Origin of the sequence: Ancrocorticia populi (genome assembly GCF_003123745.1) — a bacterium.
GTDB classification, from domain to species: domain Bacteria; phylum Actinomycetota; class Actinomycetes; order Actinomycetales; family Actinomycetaceae; genus Ancrocorticia; species Ancrocorticia populi.
In genome coordinates, this window is the sequence record NZ_QETB01000001.1 from 720,175 (window position 1) to 742,812 (window position 22,638).

The 22,638-nt window shown below is 59.6% G+C and carries 17 protein-coding genes and 1 tRNA gene; 16 read left to right on the forward strand and 2 right to left on the reverse strand.

Translation table 11 applies throughout. The features are described from left to right. Positions 1 to 56 precede the first annotated feature (56 nt). Entirely contained in the window at positions 57 to 1,073 is a 1,017-nt protein-coding gene (locus DD236_RS03360; protein ID WP_109092932.1) for an adenosine deaminase, read from the reverse strand. A 91-nt stretch (positions 1,074 to 1,164) separates the two neighbouring features. Here DD236_RS03360 and DD236_RS03365 point away from each other — a divergent pair, with 91 nt between their 5' ends. Further along, on the forward strand, positions 1,165 to 2,421 hold the full coding sequence (locus tag DD236_RS03365; RefSeq protein WP_109092933.1) for a phosphotransferase family protein: 1,257 nt from the start codon (positions 1,165 to 1,167) through the stop codon (positions 2,419 to 2,421). A gap of 11 nt (positions 2,422 to 2,432) precedes the next feature. Here the strand turns inward: DD236_RS03365 and DD236_RS03370 are convergent, their stop codons facing one another. Beyond that, positions 2,433 to 3,641, reverse strand: a complete 1,209-nt coding sequence (locus tag DD236_RS03370) for a pyridoxal phosphate-dependent aminotransferase (protein ID WP_109092934.1) — start codon at positions 3,639 to 3,641, stop codon at positions 2,433 to 2,435. Positions 3,642 to 3,962: 321 nt separating this feature from the next. Between DD236_RS03370 and DD236_RS03375 the strand changes: the two genes are divergently transcribed. From DD236_RS03375 to tuf, 15 genes are all read left to right on the forward strand, one after another. Continuing rightward, positions 3,963 to 4,035: transfer RNA gene (locus DD236_RS03375), tRNA-Trp, on the forward strand. 64 nt (positions 4,036 to 4,099) lie between these two features. Further along, positions 4,100 to 4,330 (forward strand): preprotein translocase subunit SecE, encoded by a 231-nt coding sequence (gene secE, locus DD236_RS03380; RefSeq protein ID WP_109092935.1) that lies wholly within the window; start codon positions 4,100 to 4,102, stop codon positions 4,328 to 4,330. Between the two features lie 40 nt (positions 4,331 to 4,370). Beyond that, positions 4,371 to 5,090, forward strand: coding sequence for a transcription termination/antitermination protein NusG (gene nusG / locus DD236_RS03385; RefSeq protein WP_109092936.1), 720 nt, complete (start codon positions 4,371 to 4,373; stop codon positions 5,088 to 5,090). 122 nt (positions 5,091 to 5,212) lie between these two features. Continuing rightward, positions 5,213 to 5,647: a 50S ribosomal protein L11 gene (gene rplK, locus DD236_RS03390; protein WP_109092937.1), complete on the forward strand. Its 435-nt coding sequence runs from the start codon at positions 5,213 to 5,215 to the stop codon at positions 5,645 to 5,647. A gap of 81 nt (positions 5,648 to 5,728) precedes the next feature. Beyond that, positions 5,729 to 6,445, forward strand: coding sequence for a 50S ribosomal protein L1 (gene rplA, locus DD236_RS03395; protein ID WP_109092938.1), 717 nt, complete (start codon positions 5,729 to 5,731; stop codon positions 6,443 to 6,445). A 182-nt stretch (positions 6,446 to 6,627) separates the two neighbouring features. Further along, on the forward strand, positions 6,628 to 7,926 hold the full coding sequence (locus DD236_RS03400) for an SAM-dependent methyltransferase (RefSeq protein WP_109092939.1): 1,299 nt from the start codon (positions 6,628 to 6,630) through the stop codon (positions 7,924 to 7,926). 279 nt (positions 7,927 to 8,205) lie between these two features. Beyond that, positions 8,206 to 8,859: a uridine kinase gene (udk, locus tag DD236_RS03405; protein WP_109092940.1), complete on the forward strand. Its 654-nt coding sequence runs from the start codon at positions 8,206 to 8,208 to the stop codon at positions 8,857 to 8,859. 243 nt (positions 8,860 to 9,102) lie between these two features. Then, positions 9,103 to 9,627: a 50S ribosomal protein L10 gene (gene rplJ / locus DD236_RS03410; protein ID WP_109092941.1), complete on the forward strand. Its 525-nt coding sequence runs from the start codon at positions 9,103 to 9,105 to the stop codon at positions 9,625 to 9,627. 60 nt (positions 9,628 to 9,687) lie between these two features. Then, positions 9,688 to 10,074, forward strand: coding sequence for a 50S ribosomal protein L7/L12 (gene rplL / locus DD236_RS03415; protein WP_109092942.1), 387 nt, complete (start codon positions 9,688 to 9,690; stop codon positions 10,072 to 10,074). A gap of 442 nt (positions 10,075 to 10,516) precedes the next feature. Beyond that, on the forward strand, positions 10,517 to 13,978 hold the full coding sequence (rpoB, locus tag DD236_RS03420; RefSeq protein ID WP_109092943.1) for a DNA-directed RNA polymerase subunit beta: 3,462 nt from the start codon (positions 10,517 to 10,519) through the stop codon (positions 13,976 to 13,978). A 103-nt stretch (positions 13,979 to 14,081) separates the two neighbouring features. Further along, a complete protein-coding gene (locus DD236_RS03425; RefSeq protein ID WP_109092944.1) occupies positions 14,082 to 17,966 on the forward strand; it encodes a DNA-directed RNA polymerase subunit beta' in 3,885 nt (1,294 codons plus the stop codon). Between the two features lie 370 nt (positions 17,967 to 18,336). Further along, a complete protein-coding gene (gene rpsL, locus DD236_RS03430; RefSeq protein WP_109092945.1) occupies positions 18,337 to 18,711 on the forward strand; it encodes a 30S ribosomal protein S12 in 375 nt (124 codons plus the stop codon). Beyond that, a complete protein-coding gene (gene rpsG / locus DD236_RS03435) occupies positions 18,711 to 19,181 on the forward strand; it encodes a 30S ribosomal protein S7 (protein ID WP_109092946.1) in 471 nt (156 codons plus the stop codon). Before rpsL ends, rpsG begins: the two co-directional genes overlap by 1 nt. A 50-nt stretch (positions 19,182 to 19,231) precedes the next feature. Then, a complete protein-coding gene (fusA, locus tag DD236_RS03440) occupies positions 19,232 to 21,352 on the forward strand; it encodes an elongation factor G (RefSeq protein WP_109092947.1) in 2,121 nt (706 codons plus the stop codon). Between the two features lie 95 nt (positions 21,353 to 21,447). After that, complete coding sequence (gene tuf / locus DD236_RS03445) at positions 21,448 to 22,638, forward strand: elongation factor Tu (RefSeq protein ID WP_109092948.1); 1,191 nt, start codon at positions 21,448 to 21,450, stop codon at positions 22,636 to 22,638.

Sequence of the window (22,638 nt, forward strand, 5' to 3'; positions counted from 1 at the left end):
CAGCCCGAGATTTGACGCAATCTCGCGGGGAGGGAAGCTGAGGAGAGCGAAGGCGGTTAATCCTCCGCCAGCCAAGCGTCAATCTCCGCACGCCAACGCGCCTTCGATTCCCGCGAGGCAAAGGACGCCTCAACAGAGGTTCGCGCCAGATGGGCGAGCTCGCGGTCAGAAAACCCGGACCTTCTCAGAATCTCGTACTGATCGGTGAGCCGGGAGAGGAACAGCAGCGGATCGTCGGCGCCAAGTGCGATCTGTGCGCCGGCTTCCATGAGTTGACGGACGGGGACTTGGTCCTCTTCCTTGTACACTCCCAGCGACACATTGGATTCGGGGCAGATCTCAAAGGCCACGCCGGCATCGATGATGCGCCGCGCTAGGTCCATGTCCTCTGTGGCGCGAACGCCGTGCCCGAGCCGGGCGGGCTTAAGATGCGCCATGACGTCGCGCACGTGCTCCGGGCCTAGCAGCTCCCCACCGTGAGGGACAGACGGGATACCGGCGCGGCGGGCGATGTTGAACGCTGCCGCCCACTCGGAGGTGATGCCGCGGCGTTCGTCATTGGACAATCCGAAGCCCACGACGCTCCCGGGCCCGTCCCCGGCGTACTGGGCTGCTAGCCGTGCCAGCGTGCGGGCTTCGAGGGGATGCCGAACGCGGGAGGCGGCAACGATCACGCCCACCTCGATCCCGAATTCGCGGCTGGCATTAGTGGCCTCGTCTAGGACAATCTCTAAGGCAGGGGTGATGCCGCCAACGAAGGGGGCATAGGAGGTGGGATCGATCTGGATCTCGAGGCGTCGGGAGCCTTCGCGGGCATCATCGGCAACGGCCTCGCGAACGATCCGCCGCATGGACTCCTCGGAGCGCACAACGGCGCGGGCGGCATCATAGGCGCGCTGGAACCGAAACCAGCCGCGCTGATCGGCGGGAACTTGCAGGGCCACGTTATCGGTGAGGGTATCGGGCAGGCGTAGGTCCTGCTCGTGAGCCATGGAGGTCAGGCTGGACACGCTGAGGGAACCCGTGAAGTGCAGGTGTAAGTGAGCCTTGGGAAGTTTGTTGAGGTCACGCACGTGGCTATCTTTCCACATAAACCCCGCGATAGCGGAGGCGCGATGGGTGATGCGTGGCGCATCTGACGCCTGAATGTTGTAGAAAAGACCTATGACGTTGCCCGCGCGGTCCGAACATGAGAGCCATGACCTCGCTCTCCTCACCGGAAACGGTGCCGCTGAAATGCTCGCTATGGCCCTTGGCGAGAGGTCGATTGTGCGCTCATGGCGCGTGCATTCGCAGCACCATAGGCCTGGGGCGGGGGTGACGGTGTGCTACGACGTCGTGGTCGATAAAAACCTACAGGACGGCAGAACCGAACGGGATCAAGCGTACTTGTGCGCCTCCACGGCCAAGCTGAAGAATCCCAACCACCCAGCGCTCACCCACCTGCAGGCGGGCGGGACGAAGGTGAGCGTGTGGTTCTACCCGAATGATCCAGAGCTACCGGCGCTGCCGATGGCCTGTTCGCCTTCGCTGATGAGTGAGCTTCTGGGGGAGCCGGTGGGCATCGAGCTGATGAGCTACCGCCCCACCCGTCGCGCCGTAGTTAAGGTGACGCGCACGAACGGGGCGGAGACGTTTGGGAAGGTTCTGCGCCCGGGATCCGCGCAGGATTTGGTTGCGAGGCACCGCGTTTTGGAAGAAGCGAACGTACCGGCGCCTCGCGTTGTTTTTTCTAACGACGACGGCCTAGTCCTCTCCTCCAACCTCCCCGGCGAACCTTTGGCCAATCTGCTCTCGCGAGGTCTTGGGCACCGGGCGCCGTTGGTGATCGGGGACCTAGTGGGGATTCTGGATGCCTTGCCGCAAAGCGCTCTGACATTTCCGGAAAGGCCAGCATGGGCCGATCGCGCGGAACACTACGGGCATGCGGCCGCCACGGCGCTGCCGGAGGCCGGGGCGCGCTGTCAGGATATTGCCCGGCGGGTCAACGCACTGCTTCGGGTGAGCGATCCGGGACCGGTTGTGCCAGTCCACGGGGACTTCTATGAGGCGAACATCTTCATGGTGCGTGGGGGATCGCAGGTTTCTGGGATCATCGATGTAGATTCGATTGGTCCGGGCCACCGCGTGGACGATTTGGCGTGCCTGCTCGGGCATGTGAGCGTTCTGCCGCATCTGGCGCCGCAATCCTATCCGCACGTCAACGATGATCTTGCGCGGTGGGCTAACGCGTGCGAACAGTTGGTGGATCCGATTGCGTTGAATGCGCGGGCGGCTGGCGTTGTACTGTCGCTGGTGGCCGGGGCGAAAAGGGTGGACGGACGTGAATGGCGGCCCGACGCACTGGGGCGGGTGGCCACCGCTGAAAGGTGGTTGAACCGCGCCGAGGCGTGGGCCGTCAATCGAGGGGTTATGTATTAGGAGCCTTCGAGCTAACCGAGCAGCTTCTGCAGGCGCGTCAGGCCCTCAACGATGTCTTCGTCCGCAAGCGCGTAGGACAAGCGCAGGCAACCAGAGTGGCCGAATGCCTCGCCGGGAACTACGGCCACCTCCGCCTCTTCAAGGATGAGAGCAGCTAGTTCTGCGGTGGTATCCACCTCGCGGCCGTTGATCTCCTTGTTGAGGAGTGCCGAAACGTCGGGGTAGAGGTAGAAAGCGCCCTCTGCCTCGGGAACCACAACGCCATCAATCTGGCGGAGCATGCCCAGCATGAGATCACGCCGGCGCTGGAAGGCTGCGCGGTGTTCGGCCACGGCCTCCTGCGGGCCCGTGAGAGCGGCGATGGCGGCGCGCTGGGACACGTTGGCCACGTTCGAGGTGGTGTGAGACTGCATGTTGGTTGCGGCCTTGATGATGTCCTTCGGACCGTACATCCAGCCCACGCGCCACCCGGTCATCGAGTAGGTCTTGGCTACGCCGTTGAGGACGATGGTTTGGTTCGCGAGGTCCGGGACCAAGCTAAGCAAGTAGTTCATAGGCTTGCCGTAGGTAAGGTGTTCGTAGATCTCATCGGTCACAACCCACAGGCCGTGTTCCAGTGCCCACTCGCCAATTGCGGTGAGTTCCTCGGCGGTGTAGACGGCGCCGGTGGGGTTGGACGGCGAACATAGGAGGATCGCCTTGGTGCGGCGGGTGCGGGCCTCTTCCAACTGCTCAAGTGTGACCTTGTAATCGGCCGCAGCGTCTGCGAATACCTTGACGGGGACGCCACCGCATAGGCGCATGGCTTCGGGATAGGTGGTCCAGTACGGGGCCGGGAGGATGATTTCGTCACCGCGGTCCGTGATGGCGGCAAAGGCCTGATAGACGGCCTGCTTGCCGCCGTTGGTCACGAGGATGTTGGCCGGATCAACTTGAACGCCTGAATCTTCCAGCGTCTTATCGGCGATCACCTTGCGCAGCTCGGGTAGGCCGGCCGCGGGGGAGTACTTGTGATTCTTGGGGTCCTTGGCGGCTTCGATGGCTGCCTCAACGATGTGGGGTGCCGTTGGGAAATCTGGTTCGCCAGCACCGAAACCGATGACGGGGCGGCCGGCTGCCTTCAGTGCCTTGGCCTTGGCATCTACTGCGAGAGTTGCGGATTCTTGGATAGCTGCGAGCCGGGATGATACGCGGCGAGCTGGTTCGGTAGATGTAGTCACGGCCCTATCTTCACATGTGGGACGGGGTGAGTATTGTGACGTGAGAATAATGGGACGGCGGGCGGGCCGTGTAGCGGGCCATGGTCATACCTGGCCAGACCAGGACCAAAAGTCCTAGATGGAGGCGCTCAAGCCCCAGAGTCTGGCTGGTTTTGAGCGTTGGTGAGGCGGATTGGTTTACCAATTTGTGTGTTGAATCCTACAGTGGCACGCTCTGGCTCGCCTCGCGGCGTTCAAACGGGTAACCTCGTCTTCGTTGTGCCGGGCACATTGGCCATTGACCCCGTGATGGGGCATAATGTTCAAGTGCTCAATGGCCGAAGGGTAGTGGCGCAATTGGTAGCGCATCGGTCTCCAAAACCGACGGTTGGGGGTTCGAGTCCCTCCTACCCTGCTGAGGCGGCCCATGATTGCATGGGCCGCTTTTGTTTAACTACGAACCCAAGTTAAGGAACGATGTGAACGCTGCAAGTAGGAAGAATCCGGCAGATGCCAAGCTGGGCTTCTTCGGGCGTATTGCGCTCTACATTCGCCAGATCTTCGGAGAACTGAAGAAGGTTCAGCGTCCCTCCCGCAGTGAGCTGTGGCAGATGTTCCTGACTGTGATTCTTTTTGTGGCTGTTGTCATGGTTTTCGTGGGGCTGCTTGATGCAGCGTTTAGCCAGCTGTCACTTTGGATCTTTGGGTAGGCAACTGCCTGCCCGTTCGATATAGGAAAGTAGGAATAGAGTGCCTGAAGATATCCTCGAGCCCGAGGCCCAAGAGGAGACGTTCGAGGCCACCGAACCTGAAGCCACCGAACAGGGGGCCTCGGCCGCTGAGACAGAACAGTCCGGTGTGCTCTCTGAAGCTGACATTCGTGCCAAGCTCAAGGGCTTAGACGGCCAGTGGTACGTTCTCCATACCTACTCCGGTTACGAGAAGCGCGTTAAGCAGGATCTTGAAGTTCGTATCCACTCCATGAATATGGAGGATTTCATCTTCCAGATCGAAGTGCCGATGGAAGAGGTATTCGAGGTTCGCCGTGGCCAGCGCAAGCTGGTCTCTCGCGTGCGGATGCCCGGGTACGTCATCATTCGTATGGAGATGTCGGACGATGCGTGGCGCGTTGTCCAGTCCACCAACGGAGTCACCGGCTTTGTTGGTAACGGACGCACGCCTGTTGCCCTGAAGGATGACGAGGTTGTCACCATGTTGACCCCCGTTGTGGAAGCAGAAGCAGCAGCCGAAGCGAAGGCCGCTGGTGCGCCTACCGGCGCCGAACCAGCAACGATTTCGCCATACGAGGTTGGCGAATCCGTCACACTTACATCTGAACCGTGGGCTGGAATGCCCGCCACGGTTTCCAGCGTGGATGCCGCTAATCAGCGGCTTACCGTGCTTATGACCCTCGTGGGTCAGGAAACCCCCGTAGAACTGGCCTTCAGCCAGGTGCGCAAGGAGGATTAGCCGAACTCGGCTTTTCCCACCAAAGCGCGTATGCTCGAAGGCTGGCTGCCGCGCCACACCGGCGCGCTGCCGCCTGCCGCTCATGCCATTGCGGCAGTGAAGTATGAAGAAAAGGACCCTACATGCCACCGAAGAAGAAGGTTTCGGGCTACATTAAGCTCCAGATTCCAGCTGGTGCAGCTACTCCTGCTCCGCCGATTGGCCCCGCGCTGGGCCAGCACGGCGTCAACATCATGGAGTTCTGCAAGGCGTACAACGCCGCAACAGAAGCCCAGCGTGGAAACATTGTTCCAGTTGAGATCACCGTGTACGAGGATCGCTCGTTCACCTTCGAACTCAAGACCCCGCCTGCCGCTGAACTCCTGAAGAAGGCCGCCGGCGTTGCAAAGGGCTCTGGTACGCCTCACACGGACAAGGTTGGTCACGTCACGGCTGATCAGCTCCGCGAGATCGCTCAGACCAAGCAGCCCGATCTCAATGCCAACGATATCGATAACGCCGCCCGCATCATTGCTGGCACCGCGCGTTCAATGGGTCTGACAACAGACGCTATCTGATCATCGCACCCTCGTGGTGCAACCTGTGGAAGGGCCTGCGCAGGCCCGTTAACCACAACTGCTCAATAAGGAGAAAGCAGAATGGCTAAGCGCTCAAAGAGCTATCGCAATGCCGCGGCGAAGATCGTCGAAGGCGTGCAGTACAGCCCACTCGAGGCAGTGCGCCTCGCGAAGGAAACTTCGATCACGAAGTTCGATTCCACCGTTGAGGTTATGTTCCGCCTCGGTGTGGATCCCCGCAAGGCGGACCAGATGGTCCGTGGAACCGTCAATCTTCCGCACGGCACCGGCAAGACCGCAAGGGTCATCGTCTTCGCCGTTGGCCAGCGTGCACAGGAAGCCATTGACGCCGGTGCCGACGAGGTTGGTGGCGACGAACTCATCGAGAAGGTAGCCGGTGGCTACGTCGATTTCGATGCTGCGGTTGCAACCCCCGATCTCATGGGCAAGGTTGGCCGTCTCGGCCGCGTGCTTGGCCCTCGTGGCCTCATGCCGAACCCTAAGACCGGCACCGTCACCATGGACGTCACCAAGGCTGTCAATGACATCAAGGGTGGCCGCGTGGAGTTCCGCGTGGACAAGAACGGTAACCTCGGCTTCATCATTGGTAAGACCTCCTTTGATGCTCAGCAGCTCGTAGAGAACTACGCGGCGGCTCAGGAAGAGATCCTGCGCCTGAAGCCCGCCACCTCGAAGGGCCGTTACCTCATGAAGGGCACGATCTCCACAACGATGGGCCCCGGTATCCCGCTGGACACCACGAAGACTCGTAACCTGACCAGTGAGGATGCCTCCTAGGTTAGGAAGATAAGCAAGGCCCGCCCGGGGTAACTCGGGTGGGCCTTCTTTCTATTCTGGTGCTCCGTTCATTCTGGCGTCTAAGCGATAGGCCCTAGAAAGAACATACGTAAGTACTACTATGGAACGGGAACCAACCGCGATCAGGGTGGGTGGCGGAATCCATTGAAGGAGGAAGCAGTATGCCAGATAATGAGGCTAAGCCCATGACCATTGCGCAGATTGTTGAGGCCGTGACCCATCCGCCGCTGCCTGCTCGAATCATAGCGTACGACGGCTCGGCTACGGGCCCAGAGGATGCAGAATTCGCACTTCACCTGGTGAGTCCGCGTGGTTTGAGATACCTAGCCTCTGCGCCGAATGATCTGGGTGCCGCCCGTGCCTACGTTAGCGGCGAGCTCACGGCCAGTGGCGTCCACCCGGCTAACCCCTATCCGGCGTTCGAAGCGCTGGCAAGTTTGTCCGATTCCTTCCATGCCCCGAGCCGTCAGGACGCTCTGCGTATCACCAAGAGCATCGGGGCCAAGGGGTTCCTTCCTCCCAAGCCGCCAGAATCGGAGCAACAGCCGGCGTGGGAGAGAATCCTGCACGGGGTGATCCCCCACTCAGAAGAGGGAGACTCTGAAACCGTCACCTCCCACTACGATCGCTCCAACGAATTCTTCGCCAAGGTGCTTGGCCCATCCATGACTTACACCTGCGCCTGCTTCCCGGAAGCGGAAACAACCTTGGAGGAGGCTCAAGTCAACAAACTGCGCCTTGTCCTAGACAAGCTCGATTTAGCGGCCGGTGACCGGCTGTTAGATATCGGCTGCGGATGGGGCTCTCTACTTGTTGCGGCCGCTCACCGCGGCATCCGCGCCATTGGCGTGACGCTTTCTCCACCCCAGGCAGAATGGGCGAACGATTGGATTGCTCGTGAAGGGCTGTCTGACTTGGCCGAGGCACGGGTGATGGACTACCGCGAGGTGAAAGAAAAGGACTTCGATGGGGTGGCTTCGCTAGGCATGATGGAACACGTGGGAGTAGCACACTACGATGAGTACTTTGCCAAGATGTACTCTCTGCTACGCCCGGGTGGGCGCCTGCTCAACCATCAGATCACCCGGCGCGATTCGAAACAGGGCCAGCACGCGGGAAAGTTCATCAATCGATATGTTTTCCCAGACGGTGAGCTGGCTGCTCCCGGCGTGGTCATGACACACCTGGGCGATGCCGGCCTAGAGATCATCCATGAGGAATCCCTGCGCCAGCACTACGCCCTCACGCTCCAGCATTGGTGCGAGAACCTAGAGGCCAATTGGGACGAGTGCATGAAAGAGGCCGGGCGTGAAACGGCGCTGCTCTGGGGCTTGTACATGTCTGGTGCCCGATACTCCTTTGAAACGAACAGCCTGCAGATCCACCAGTTCCTCGCAGTGCGTCCCGGCGAAGATTCGTTGGGGCACTGGTATCCATTGCGGCCGTGGTGGGACGCGTGATGTTTCAAAGACTCGCAGCCTGACAAGTGTGGATGCCTCCTAGGCTAGGGGAGGAGATGCTTTCAATCTCCAAGGTGCCCACGCCCCAACTGCAGTTTTGACGCAACCCCGGTGTTTCTACTGCAGTTTTGACGCAACCCCGGTGTTTCTACGGCAGTTTTGCCGCAATCTGGTGAGGGAGGGTGGGTGGCAGCTCGGAAGGAAAGCTCGGAAGCACTGCCCGGAAGCAAGTAGTATCGGGCCGGAGGATTCGTCGTCGTCAGAAAAGAAGGGCTGAGCATGAATACGCTGGTAATCGGGATTGCGGGCGGCACCGGGAGTGGGAAAACGACTTTGACCCGGGCGCTCACGGACGCGTTTCCCGGCAAAACCAGCGTTATATACCATGACAACTACTACCGGGCGTTTCCAGATCTGACCTACGAGGAGCGGAAGCGGATCAACTGGGATTCGCCGGACGTGTTCGATACGGCGCTGATGGCGGCACAGTTGCGCAAACTGATTTCTGGGCAGGCCATTGAATCGCCTATCTACGACTATTCGATCTATAACCCATCCGATCAGACCGAACACATTGAACCTGCCGACGTGGTGATCGTCGAGGGAATCCTCATCTTTGCCGATCCCACCATCTGCTCGCTGCTAGACATCAAGCTGTTCGTGGATACCGATGCCGATGTTCGTATTCTTCGGCGCATCAAGCGCGACGTGATTGATCGCGGGCGCACCCTGGAATCGGTGGAAAAGCAGTACCTCGAAACAGTTAAGCCGATGCATGAGCTCTACGTTGAACCCTCCAAACACAACGCGGATATCATCGTGCCCGAAGGTGGGCGAAACCTCGTGGCGCTGGACATGCTCATCCACCGGATCGCGGGGCAGATTGGGACGGTGCCTGCGCCAATTACGGAACGGGTGCCCGAAGGAGCTTGAGATGGCTATCGTGGAGCGGCCGGTTGGGGAGAACTGCATCACGAAGGCTCCGGTTGGCTTGACCGTCCAGCCACGGCGCCCGTAATCTAAAGCTTGCCGAAGACCGCAGGTCTCCCTTCGGGGGATAAACCTTAGAGTGCCAGCGCAGGTGAGAACTGAGTTTAGCTCGAAGAGCTTAGCCCTGTGCCGCCTGCACAGGGCTTTTTTGGTTTCCTGCGGCATTCACGACCGGAAGGAGGCCCAATGGCACGGACCGACAAGTCTGCAGCGATTGCCGAGCTCAAGGAGTCCTTTGAGAACGCCAATGCCGTGCTGCTCACTGAATACCGCGGGCTAACCGTTGCGCAGCTGCAATCGCTGCGTCGCGCGATGGGTGCCAGCGCGGAGTACAAGGTCGCCAAGAACACAATGGCTCGGATCGCAGCTAAGGAAGCTGGCATTGAGGGTCTCGATGACCTTTTCGCTGGCCCAACCGCCATCGCATTCGTTACCGGTGAGGTTTCGGAAGCAGCGAAGGCAGTGCGCGATTTCGCCAAGGACAACCCCGCACTAGTGATCAAGGGCGGCGCTATGGAGGGCAACGTGCTCACTCCTGAAGGCGTCCTCAAGCTCGCTGATCTGGAGTCTCGCGAGGTTCTGCTCGCCAAGGCTGCAGGTGTGCTCAAGGCTGTCATGTACCAGGCGGCATTCGTTATCAACGCGCCAGCAAGCAAGGCGGTCCGCACCGTCGATGCCCTGCGCGCGAAGCAGGAAGAAGCGGCTGCCTAACGCGGCCCCAAGCAAACAGAAACATCTGCTCGCGTAGCAGGATAAGAAAGGTAGGCCATCATGGCTAAGCTCACGACTGAAGAGCTCATCGCAGCATTCAAGGAGCTCACCCTCGTTGAGGTTTCCGAGTTCGTTAAGGCATTCGAGGAGGAGTTCGACGTTACCGCCGCTGCTCCCGTAGCTGCTGCTGCAGCCCCCGCCGCTGGCGGCGCTGCTGAGGCTGCCGAGGAAGAGAAGGATTCCTTCGATGTTGTCCTCGATTCCGTTGGCGACAAGAAGGTTGCAGTGATTAAGGAAGTGCGTGCACTTACCTCGCTCGGCCTGAAGGAAGCCAAGGATCTGGTTGACTCCGCTCCTAAGGCAGTGCTCGAGGGCGCCGCTAAGGACGCAGCCGAGAAGGCTAAGGAGCAGCTCGAGGCCGCTGGCGCATCCGTCACCCTCAAGTAATGCAAGCGGCACTTAGCCGCTCGTGATTGCTACAAAGCTCAGGAACGCAGGATCTCTTCGGAGGTCCTGCGTTCTTTTTGGGGATTGCCTGCGTGGCCGGTTCACGGAGGAGATAGGGAGGTGGCGGGATGGGACGTCGTGGGTAAAGATACCTACGTACTATCAACAACGGCAACGAAACGCGCCGACCCACCGGGCGAACGTTTGCATATGGGCGGCAGGTGTGGAACAGTTTGCTGAGGCTCAGCGAGGAGCCGTGACGGCTTCCACAGTGCGTGAGGGTGGACCGCGACATTGGGCGGGTGTACATTAGATACTTGCGCCAGCATACCTACAGTTGTGTCCAATTGCCGGACCTGGGGACGGAAGTCCTGAGGCCGGAACGTTGGAATTCTGGGGCGTTGGCGCCAACGCCTTACCAACGTCAGGGAAGGATCCCCCTTTGGCTGCTTCGCGCACCTATTCGCTCTCCGCTGCTCATGGTAAGCCGGTTGTAGACCGGGCTTCCTTTGCAAAGATCACTGAGCCGCTGCAGGTCCCGGACCTGCTGGGGCTGCAGACAGATAGTTTCGGCTGGCTCATCGGCTCACTCAAGTGGGCAGCCGAGCATCCGGGTGAACAATCCGGACTGGAGGAAATCTTCGAAGAGATTTCACCTATCGAGAACGCGGCTCAAACGATGGGCCTCGTGCTCTCGTCCCCACACTTGGAAGATCCCAAGTACTCGATCTTGGAATGCCGTGAGCGTGACTTGACGTACTCGGCACCTCTCTATGTCACGGCAGAGTTCCAGAACTATGAGACTGGTGAAATTAAGTCTCAGACCACTTTCATTGGTGACTTCCCGCTTATGACCGAGCGCGGTACGTTCATCATCAACGGTACCGAGCGTGTTGTTGTTTCTCAGCTGGTGCGTTCGCCCGGCGTGTACTTTGAGCGTGTAGCCGATAAGACTTCCGATAAGGACATCTTCTCCACCCGCGTCATTCCGTCGCGTGGAGCCTGGCTGGAGTTTGAGATCGATAAGCGTGACGCCGTGGGCGTGCGCGTGGATCGCAAGCGGAAGCAGTCCGTGACGGTCTTCCTCAAGGCACTCGGCCTGTCCGAGAGCGAGATCCGCGAGACGTTCGGCGATTTCCCGGCTCTGATTGACACGCTGGAAAAGGACACCGTTCACACGCAGGAAGAGGCTCTGCAGGACCTATACCGCAAGCTGCGCCCGGGCGAGCCGCCCACGGCAGAAGCCGGCCGCACCCTGCTGAACAACTTCTACTTCAACACGAAGCGTTACGATACCGCCCACGTGGGCCGCTACAAGATCAACAAGAAGCTTGGGCTGCCCGAGGATTCTGGCGCGCGCCAGCTTGGTATTGAGGACATCACGGCGGCTCTGCGCTACATGCTGGCACTCCATGCCGGTCAGTCCGAAGTCCTGTGCGCGGAGGACGGCAAGCCGGTTCCCACCGAGACCGACGATATCGATCACTTCGGTAACCGCCGCATCCGCGCCGTTGGCGAACTCATCCAGAATCAGGTCCGCACCGGCCTTGCCCGCTTGGACCGCATGGTACGTGAGCGTATGACCACGCAGGAAGCCGAAGCGATCACACCGTCCTCCCTGATCAACATCCGCCCAATCGTGGCCGCGATCAAGGAGTTCTTCGGAACCTCTCAGCTTTCCCAGTTCATGGATCAGAACAATCCGCTGGCGGGATTGACGCACAAGCGCCGCCTGTCCGCGCTTGGCCCCGGCGGCCTCTCGCGCGATCGCGCCGGCATGGAAGTTCGAGACGTCCACCCGTCCCACTACGGCCGCATGTGCCCGATTGAGACACCTGAAGGCCCGAACATTGGTCTGATTGGATCACTTGCGTCCTTCGCCCGTATTAACCCCTACGGCTTTATTGAGACGCCGTATCGCGTGGTTACGGACGGGGTTGCTACCAGTACGATTAAGTACCTTCAGGCCGACGACGAAGATGCAGCCGTCATCGCTCAGGCCGAGGCTCCTCTGGATGCTTCAGGCAAATTCCTTCAGGAGGAGGCACTGTGCCGTATGCCTGGTGGAGAGCCCGGCCTAGTTCCTCCGGACGAGATCGATTACATGGACGTGTCCGCGCGCCAGATGTGCTCGGTTGGTACGGCCATGATCCCGTTCTTGGAGCACGATGATGCTAACCGCGCCCTCATGGGAGCGAACATGCAGCGTCAGGCTGTGCCGCTTCTGCGCCCAACCGCTCCGTTCGTTGGAACGGGTATGGAGATGCGCGCGGCGGTTGACGCCGGCGATGTCACCGTAGCTAAGGCAGCCGGTGTTGTCACCGAGGTTGACGCGGATGCGATCCACGTTGAGCAGGATGACGGCACGCGTGCCCTTTACAAGACGATCAAGTTCGATCGCTCGAACCCGGGTAACTGCACCAACCAGAAGGTTGTTGTATCCGAGGGCGATCGCGTTGAGATCGGAACGCTGCTTGCGGACGGCCCGGCAACCGAAGGTGGTGAGCTCGCGCTTGGCCAGAACCTCCTGGTGGCCTTCATGTCATGGAACGGCTACAACTACGAGGACGCGATCATCCTCTCCGAGCGTTGTGTTAAGGACGATCTGTTGACCTCGATTCACATCGAGGAGCACGAGGTTGATGCCCGCGACACCAAGCTTGGCCCCGAGGAAGTCACTCGCGACATCCCGAACGTCTCCGAGGAGATGCTGTCTCATCTTGATGAGCACGGCGTTATCCGCATCGGTGCAGAGGTTCAGGCCGGGGACATCCTGGTTGGCAAGATCACCCCGAAGGGAGAGACGGAGCTAACCTCAGAAGAGCGCCTGCTCCGCGCAATCTTCGGAGAGAAGGCCAAGGAAGTTCGCGATACCTCCCTGCGTGTGCCCCACGGCCAGTCCGGCATCGTTATTGGTGTTCGTCAGTTCACCAAGGACAACAACGATGAGCTGGCTGCGGACGTGAATGAGACCGTGCGTGTTTACATTGCTCAGCGCCGCAAGATCACCATTGGTGACAAGATGGCTGGGCGCCACGGTAACAAGGGCGTCATCTCCCGGATCCTTCCGATCGAGGACATGCCGTTCATGGAAGATGGAACTCCGGTTGACATCATCCTGAACCCGCTTGGTGTTCCTGGCCGAATGAACTTGGGTCAGGTTTACGAACTCCATCTGGGCTGGGTTGCCAGCCAGGGGTGGGATGCATCGAAGGCACGCGAAGCCGGCGAAGAGTGGGCAGTTCGCCTACCTGAAAACACGGTGACGGGCGAACCCCAGTCCCACGTGGCAACGCCTGTGTTTGACGGCCTGCTGGCCGACGAGCTGAACGGCCTGCTAACGTCCATCCGGCCTAACCGCGATGGCGACGTACTCGTCAACGAATATGGCAAGGCACGGTTGATGGACGGGCGTACGGGTGATCCGTTCCCCGAGCCGATTTCCGTTGGCTACATGTACATGCTCAAGCTGCATCACCTCGTGGACGATAAGATCCACGCGCGCTCCACGGGCCCATACTCCATGGTTACCCAGCAGCCGCTCGGTGGTAAGGCTCAGTTCGGTGGACAGCGTTTCGGTGAGATGGAGGTGTGGGCGCTTGAAGCGTACGGCGCATCGCACACCCTGCAGGAAATGCTGACGATCAAGTCCGACGATACCGTTGGCCGCGTCAAGGTCTACGAAGCCATCGTCAAGGGCGATAACATCCCAGAGCCAGGCATTCCCGAGTCCTTCAAGGTACTCATTCAGGAAATGCGTTCGCTGTGCCTGAATGTTGAAGCCCTCGATTCTGCGGGTGAAGCAATTGACCTGCAGGACGATGAAGAAGACCAGTTCCAAACCCCTGAGCCCGTGGAAATGCCTACCGGGCTTGAGGATCTGACATCTGGAGCAGAATTCTAAGACTCACGGGGGAGGGGGCCGGGTCCCGCGCCCACCCGGCACCCTCCCGAGTCGGCTCCACAATGAAGAACGTAACGGTGCAGAACCTGAGGAAGTAGGAATCTTGCTCGACGTCAATCGTTTCGACCAGCTCCACATCGCGCTGGCAACTTCGGACGATGTCCGTGAATGGTCCCACGGCGAAGTGAAGAAGCCGGAGACCATCAATTACCGTACCCTGAAGCCGGAAAAGGATGGCCTTTTCTGCGAGCGTATTTTCGGTCCAACTCGTGACTGGGAGTGTGCGTGCGGAAAGTACAAGCGTCCGCGCTTCAAGGGGATTGTTTGTGAGCGCTGTGGCGTAGAAGTCACGCGTTCAAAGGTGCGCCGTGAGCGCATGGGCCACATTGAGCTGGCCGCCCCAGTCACCCATATTTGGTACTTCAAGGGAGTTCCCTCTCGCCTTGGGTACCTGCTTGATATCGCTCCAAAGGACTTGGAGAAGGTCATCTACTTCGCCGCCTACATGGTGACCGAAGTTGATGCCGAGGCACGCCGTGATGACATGCCCACCCTCCAGTCCGAGTATGAGCTTGAGCGGGCCGCTCTGGAGAAGGCACGCGACGTTGATCTGGAAGAGCGCCAGCAGGCACTCGAGTCCGATCTTGCCGCCGCCGAATCCGAGGGCGCCAAGTCTGACGCCAAGAACAAGATCAAGCGTTCAGCCGAAACCGAGCTGGGCCGGATCCGCAAGCGTTCAGATCAGGACATCGCGCGCCTCGATGGCGTGTGGGAGCGCTTCTCCAAGCTGAAGGTCGGAGACCTTGAGGGAGATGAGGATCTCTACCGTGAGATGGAGACCCGCTACTCTGATTACTTCTCCGCCGCCCGCGGCGCCGAAGCTATCCAGAAGCGCCTCCAGAACTTTGATCTGCAGGCCGAACACGATCACCTGGTCGAGGTTATTGAGACCGGCACGGCACAGCGCAAGGCACGCGCCCTCAAGCGCGTCAAGGTGGTTAACGCCTTCTTGCACTCGGGCACCAAGCCCGAGGCCATGGTGCTGGACGCCCTGCCCGTGATCCCACCGGATCTGCGCCCCATGGTGCAGCTGGACGGTGGCCGCTTCGCCACTTCGGATCTCAACGATCTGTACCGCCGCGTCATCAACCGCAACAACCGACTGAAGCGCATGCTTGATCTTGGCGCCCCCGAGATCATGGTGAACAACGAGAAGCGCATGCTTCAGGAAGCCGTGGACGCACTGTTCGATAACGGCCGCCGTGGCCGTCCCGTTCAGGGCGCCGGAAACCGGCCGCTCAAGTCCCTCTCTGACATGCTCAAGGGCAAGCAGGGCCGCTTCCGCCAGAACCTTCTGGGCAAGCGCGTGGACTACTCGGGCCGTTCGGTTATCGTTGTTGGGCCAACGCTCAAGCTGCACCAGTGTGGTCTGCCCAAGATCATGGCACTCGAGCTGTTCAAGCCGTTCGTACAGAAGCGCCTCGTTGATCTGGAGATCGCTAAGAACATCAAGGCCGCGAAGCGCCTGATTGATCGTCAGCGCTCCGAAGTGTGGGACGTTCTGGAAGAGGTTATTCAGGAGCACCCGGTGCTGCTCAACCGCGCACCAACGCTGCACCGCCTCGGTATTCAGGCGTTTGAGCCGCAGCTGATCGAGGGCAAGGCGATCCGCCTGCACCCGCTCGTGTGTGGCGCCTTCAACGCGGACTTCGACGGCGATCAGATGGCCGTTCACCTCCCCATCTCGGTGGAGGCGCAGGCTGAGGCTCGTATCCTCATGCTCTCGGCCAACAACATCTTGAAGCCATCGGACGGCCGCCCGGTCACCATGCCTTCTCAGGACATGATCATCGGTCTGTACTACCTGACCTCATTGCGCGAGGGAGTCAAGGGCGAAGGCCGTTACTTCTCTTCCGTGAGCGAGGCCCAGATGGCCTTTGATCTTGGTGAACTGGATATGAACGCCACGTGCCACATCCGCTTTGAGGCCGATGTTGTGCCGCCACGGGGCTGGGTTGCACCGGAAAGCTTTGAGGAGGGTGACGATCTCATTCTGGAGACCACCTTCGGGCGCGCGCTGTTCAACGACACGCTGCCAACGGACTTCCCCTACGTTAACGACGTTGTGGACAAGAAGCTCTTGGGTGCGATTGTCAATGAGCTCGCGGAGCGTTACGAGAAGGTTGCCGTTGGCGCCTCGCTTGACGCCCTCAAGTCCACCGGCTTCTACTGGGCAGGCCGTTCCGGCGTGACCATTGCCGTGACGGACGTTGTGGTTCCCGAATCCAAGCCAGCCATTCTTGCTAAGGCAGAGGAAGACGCGGCTCGCATCGAGCACCAGTTCCTCACTGGACGTATTGAGGACGAGGATCGCCGCCGCGACCTCGTTGATCTTTGGTCCTCCGTGACGGACGAGATCGCGGAGAAGATGCGCGAGAACTTCGATTCATCCAATACGGTGAACCGCATGGTCTCTTCGGGCGCTCGTGGAAACTGGGAGCAGGTCCGTCAGATCGCCGGTATGCGTGGTCTGGTGGCCGATCCTCGTGGAAACATCATTCCCCGCCCGATCCAGTCCAACTACCGTGAAGGCCTCTCGGTTCTCGAGTACTTCATTGCCACTCACGGTGCACGTAAGGGACTGGCCGATACGGCTCTTCGTACCGCCGATTCCGGTTACCTGACCCGTCGCCTCGTGGATGTATCGCAGGACGTTATCGTGCGCGAGCTGGACTGTGGCACGCGCCGCGGCCTAACCAAGGCCATCGCGGCACCGGACGCCGAGGGCAACTTGGTTCCAGACGAGAAGCTCGATACCTCCGTGTACGCACGCACCTTGGCCCGCGATATCTCCGACGCCGATGGCAACATCATCGCGGCCGCGGGTACAGACCTTGGCGACGTTGTGATCGAGAAGCTCATTTCTTCCGGCGTGACCGAAGTTAGCGTCCGCTCCGTCCTGACCTGTGAGTCCCGGATCGGTACCTGCGCGAAGTGCTACGGCCGTTCGATGGCTACCGGCAAGCTGGTGGATATTGGCGAGGCCGTAGGTATCGTGGCTGCCCAGTCCATTGGTGAGCCAGGCACCCAGTTGACGATGCGTACATTCCACACCGGTGGTTCGGCTTCGGCAGACGACATTACGCAGGGTCTTCCCCGTGTCCAGGAGCTCTTCGAGGCACGTACCCCGAAGGGCGAGGCTCCGATCGCGGAAGCTGCAGGACGCCTCGAGATCGAGGATGGCGAGCGTTTGCGCCGCCTCACGATCATCAGGGACGACGGCGATGATGACATCACCTATCAGGTCACCAAGCGCGCCAAGCTGCGCGTGGAAGAGGGCGGTCATGTGAGCGTTGGCGAGCAGCTTGTCGAGGGTTCGGTTGATCCCAAGAAGGTGCTCCGAATCAACGGCCGCAAGGCGGCTCAGCAGCACATCGTGAACGAGGTTCAGGATGTGTACCGCAGCCAGGGCGTGGAGATCCACGATAAGCACATCGAGGTTATCGTGCGTCAGATGCTTCGCCGCATCACCATTCTCGAGGCCGGCACCACGAAGCTGCTTCCGGGCGAACTCGTTGATGTCTCCGTGTTTGAGGATGAGAACCGCGCTGCGATGGCAGAGGGCGGCAAGCCCGCCTCCGGCCGTCCGGAGCTCATGGGTATCACCAAGGCCTCTCTGGCAACGGATTCGTGGCTGTCCGCCGCATCCTTCCAGGAGACCACCAAGGTGCTCACCGAAGCCGCGCTCAATGCCAAGGGCGATCCGCTCTCCGGTCTTAAGGAGAACGTGATCCTCGGTAAGCTCATCCCGGCCGGAACTGGCCTTGAGGAGCTTCGCCACGTTGAGGTTGAGCCCACCGCCGATGCTCGCATCGAGTTCGAGAAGAATAACGGGTTTAACCACTCGGATCTTGAGCCGTTCGATGATGTGTATCGCTATGGCGATTACCCAGATTTCGATCTGACCGCTGGCTACGGGGCTTACTAGTCCGAGAGCCATAGGTAGTTCGGGAGGGACGGACGGGGAGGAATCCCCGTCCGTCCCTCCTTCTATCCCGGCGGCGGACTCCATCATCCGGGGTTGCGTCAATTCTGCGGGGAGGCACCCCGGGGTTGCGTCAATTCTGCGGGGATGGTGGCCGCCCCCAACACGGAACCGCGCAATCGCTGTGTTTCCTACCACCCCTAGCCCTGATCCTTTGACGCTATACCAGAGATGCGGCTACTCTTATGTAGGTTGCCCGTTCGCGGGTCCGACACGATTGCAGAGGCAAATCTTCCGAAGCAGACGTGAAGCAGCGGTGTGCATTCGGTCCTGGCGAACATCTTTGTGTCAATAGAACATTTCAGGAGAAATAGTGCCCACTATTCAGCAGTTGGTCCGTAAGGGACGCAGCAGCAAGGTGAGTGCAGCTTCGACGCCAGGCCTCAAGGGGAGTCCTCAGCGCCGCGGAGTTTGCACCCGCGTATTCACGACCACCCCGAAGAAGCCGAATTCGGCTTTGCGTAAGGTTGCTCGTGTTCGCCTCTCATCCGGCATCGAGGTCACGGCTTACATCCCGGGTGAAGGTCATAACCTTCAGGAGCACTCCATCGTTCTGGTCCGTGGAGGGCGCGTTCGCGATCTCCCCGGCGTTCGCTACAAGATCGTTCGCGGCGCACTCGACACCCAGGGTGTGAAGTCCCGTGGCCAGGCTCGTAGCCGCTACGGTGCGAAGAAGGAGAAGAAGTAATGCCACGTAAGGGACCTGTACGCAAGCGCCCACTCGTTAACGATCCAGTTTACGGTTCACCCGTGGTGACCCAGCTGGTTAATCGCATTCTTCGTGACGGCAAGAAGTCCACCGCAGAGCGCATTGTTTATGATGCCCTCAAGGGTGTTGCAGAGAAGTCTGATCAGGACGCTCTGACGGTGCTCAAGCGCGCGCTGGATAACATTCGTCCGTCCCTGGAGGTTCGCTCCCGCCGTGTTGGTGGCGCCACCTATCAGGTGCCGGTTGAGGTCAAGCCTAACCGCTCCACCACCCTCGCTCTGCGTTGGCTCGTGGATTACGCGCGTCAGCGCCGCGAGAACAGCATGACCGAGCGCCTCATGAACGAGATCCTTGATGCCTCCAACGGCCTTGGTGCCGCTGTGAAGCGCCGCGAGGATACACATCGTATGGCGGAGTCCAACCGGGCGTTCGCTCACTACCGTTGGTAACCATGGGCTGAGCCTTTGAGCTCACCCCCTACGAAGAAGAGAGCCTGCACGTGGCACTTGAAGTGCTTACGGACCTCAAGAAGGTCCGCAACATTGGAATTATGGCGCACATTGACGCTGGCAAGACCACCGTCACTGAGCGCATCCTGTTTTACACCGGTATCAACTACAAGATCGGTGAAACCCACGACGGCGCTTCCACGACTGACTGGATGGAGCAGGAGAAGGAACGTGGCATCACGATCACGTCCGCTGCTGTGACAGCCTTCTGGAAGGGCACGCAGTTCAACGTTATCGATACCCCTGGGCACGTTGACTTCACGGTTGAGGTGGAGCGCGCTCTGCGCGTCCTCGACGGTGCTGTCGCGGTGTTCGACGGTAAGGAAGGCGTGGAGCCCCAGTCTGAGACTGTGTGGCGCCAGGCCGATAAGTACTCGGTTCCCCGCATCTGCTTCATCAACAAGATGGACAAGCTGGGCGCTGATTTTGACTTCTCGGTTCAGACTATCCGCGATCGCCTTCACGCGATTCCCGTTGTGGTCACCTTCCCGATCGGTGCAGAGAATGACTTCGCTGGCGTTGTGGACGTCCTGAAGATGAAGGCCATTCGTTTCCCCGAGAAGGGTGATGACGGGGTCGATACTCGTGGCGCCGTCGTCGTTGAAGAAGAAATCCCAGCTGAACTTCTAGAGAAGGCCGAAGCGCTCCGCGTCGAAGCTATGGAAGAAGCTGCGGAAGCCAACGATGAACTCATGGAGAAGTACCTCGAAGATGGGGAACTCACCACTGAGGAAATGATCGAAGGCATCCGCATCCGGACCATCAACTCGGAGATCTACCCGGTCTACGCTGGTTCCGCCTACAAGAACAAGGGCGTCCAGCCCATGCTTGATGGTGTTGTGAACTTCCTGCCGTCCCCGTTGGATCTGCCAGCGGTTGAAGGCTTCCGCCCCGATCATGAGGATGAGCCCGAATTCCGTAAGGCTGATGAGAAGGAGCCCTTCTCCGCCCTTGCTTTCAAGATTGCGGTTCACCCCTTCTACGGCAAGCTGATCTATGTTCGCGTCTACTCCGGCAAGGTTGCGCAGGGCACGCAGGTGCTCAACACGACCACCGGCAAGAAGGAACGTCTGGGCAAGATGTTCCAGATGCACTCAAACACCGAGAATCCGGTGGATGTTGCGCACGCTGGTCACATCTATGCTTTCGTGGGCCTGAAGGATACCCGTACGGGCGATACGCTGGCCGATATGGGCCATCCGGTTGTGCTGGAGTCCATGACCTTCCCCGAGCCCGTGATCCACGTGGCTATCGAGCCGAAGTCGAAGAACGATCAGGAGAAGCTCTCGATCGCTATTCAGAAGCTCGCTGAGGAGGATCCCACCTTCACAGTTCGTCAGGATCCGGAGACGGGCCAGACCGTTATTGGCGGTATGGGCGAACTTCACCTCGACATTCTGGTAGACCGCATGAAGCGCGAGTTCCGCGTGGACGCAAACATCGGTTCCCCGATGGTTGCCTACCGCGAGACCATCCGCAAGAAGGTCGAGAAGATGGACTACACCCATAAGAAGCAGACCGGTGGTTCCGGCCAGTTCGCAAAGGTTCAGGTTACTCTTGAGCCGTTGCCTGAGGATTCCGAAGCTGACAACTACAACTTCGTGAATGCCGTTACTGGTGGCCGCGTTCCCCGCGAATACATTCCGTCTGTTGATGCCGGTATCCAAGAGGCAATGCAGAACGGTATTCTGGCTGGCTACCCGATGGTAGACATCCAGGCAACGCTCGAAGACGGCGCCTTCCACGACGTCGATTCTTCGGAAATGGCATTCAAGATCGCCGGAAACATGGTGTTCAAGGAAGCGGCCCGCAAGGCCAAGCCTGTACTCCTAGAGCCGGTTATGGATGTTGAAGTCCGTACTCCTGAGGAGTACATGGGCGATGTTATCGGCGATTTGAACTCCCGCCGTGGCATGATCAAGTCCATGGAGGATGCTCATGGAGTGAAGATTGTTCGCGCGAACGTTCCCCTTTCGGAAATGTTCGGCTACGTGGGCGATCTACGTTCCAAGACACAGGGCCGCGCGGTTTACACCATGCAGTTCGATTCCTACGCTGAGGTTCCGAAGGCTGTTGCTGAGGAAATCATCGCAAAAACTCGGGGCGAGTAACTTCCCCCAAGTCCTGTACAATCAGTTACCGTAAACAAGAACTTGAGCTGATTTCTCTCAGCCCGAAGTCAATCTAGAGTCCCAGGAGGGCCCAAGTGGCGAAGGCCAAGTACGACAAGTCAAAGCCGCATATGAACATCGGCACCATCGGTCACGTCGATCATGGTAAGACAACCCTGACCGCTGCGATCACCAAGGTGCTTGCGGATGAATACCCCGAGCTGAACGAGTTCACCCCGTTCGACAAGGTTGATAACGCTCCCGAGGAGCGTCAGCGCGGCATCACCATCAATGTTTCCCACGTGGAGTACCAGACGCCTAAGCGTCACTACGCTCACGTGGACGCCCCTGGCCACGCCGATTATGTGAAGAACATGATCACCGGCGCCGCTCAGATGGACGGTGCGATCCTCGTGGTTGCAGCGACCGACGGCCCGATGGCTCAGACGCGCGAGCACGTTCTGCTCGCCCGCCAGGTAGGCGTGCCGGACATCATCGTTGCACTGAACAAGTGCGACATGGTGGACGATGAGGAGCTTCTCGAGCTCGTGGAGATGGAAGTCCGTGACCTCCTCTCCTCGCAGGATTTCGATGGCGACAACGCACCTGTGATTCAGGTTTCCGCTTATAAGGCGCTGGAAGGCGACGCGAAGTGGGTTGAGTCCATCAAGGAGCTCATGCAGTCGGTTGACGATTACTTCCCGGATCCGGTTCGCGATCTGGACAAGGAATTCCTCATGCCTATCGAGGACGTCTTCACGATTACCGGCCGCGGCACAGTCGTGACCGGCCGTGCAGAGCGTGGCCAGCTGAAGCTGAACGAAGAAGTCGCAATCATCGGCCTTCGTCCCACCCAGAAGACCACCGTCACCGGTATCGAGATGTTCCACAAGCAGATGGACACCGCCGATGCAGGCGAGAACTGTGGCCTCCTTCTCCGCGGTACCAAGCGCGAAGATGTTGAGCGTGGCCAGGTTGTTGCCCGCCCGGGTACCATCACGCCTCACACCAAGTTCGTTGGTCAGGCCTACGTGCTGAAGAAGGAAGAGGGCGGCCGTCACAACCCGTTCTTCTCCAACTACCGCCCGCAGTTCTACTTCCGTACCACGGACGTTACCGGCGTTATCACCCTTCCCGAAGGCACCGAAATGGTTATGCCTGGCGACAACACTGAGATGAACGTTGAGCTCATCCAGCCAATCGCTATGGAAGAGGGCCTCGGCTTCGCTATCCGCGAGGGTGGCCGCACCGTTGGCTCCGGCAAGGTTGTTTCCATCGTTGAGTAA

Coding starts and splice junctions, on each gene's coding strand:
- DD236_RS03365 (WP_109092933.1), top strand. CDS start 1,165: ATGACGTTGCCCGCGCGGTCCGAACATGAGAGCCATGACCTCGCTCTC.
- rplK (WP_109092937.1), top strand. CDS start 5,213: ATGCCACCGAAGAAGAAGGTTTCGGGCTACATTAAGCTCCAGATTCCA.
- rplA (WP_109092938.1), top strand. CDS start 5,729: ATGGCTAAGCGCTCAAAGAGCTATCGCAATGCCGCGGCGAAGATCGTC.
- DD236_RS03400 (WP_109092939.1), top strand. CDS start 6,628: ATGCCAGATAATGAGGCTAAGCCCATGACCATTGCGCAGATTGTTGAG.
- udk (WP_109092940.1), top strand. CDS start 8,206: ATGAATACGCTGGTAATCGGGATTGCGGGCGGCACCGGGAGTGGGAAA.
- rplJ (WP_109092941.1), top strand. CDS start 9,103: ATGGCACGGACCGACAAGTCTGCAGCGATTGCCGAGCTCAAGGAGTCC.
- rplL (WP_109092942.1), top strand. CDS start 9,688: ATGGCTAAGCTCACGACTGAAGAGCTCATCGCAGCATTCAAGGAGCTC.
- rpsG (WP_109092946.1), top strand. CDS start 18,711: ATGCCACGTAAGGGACCTGTACGCAAGCGCCCACTCGTTAACGATCCA.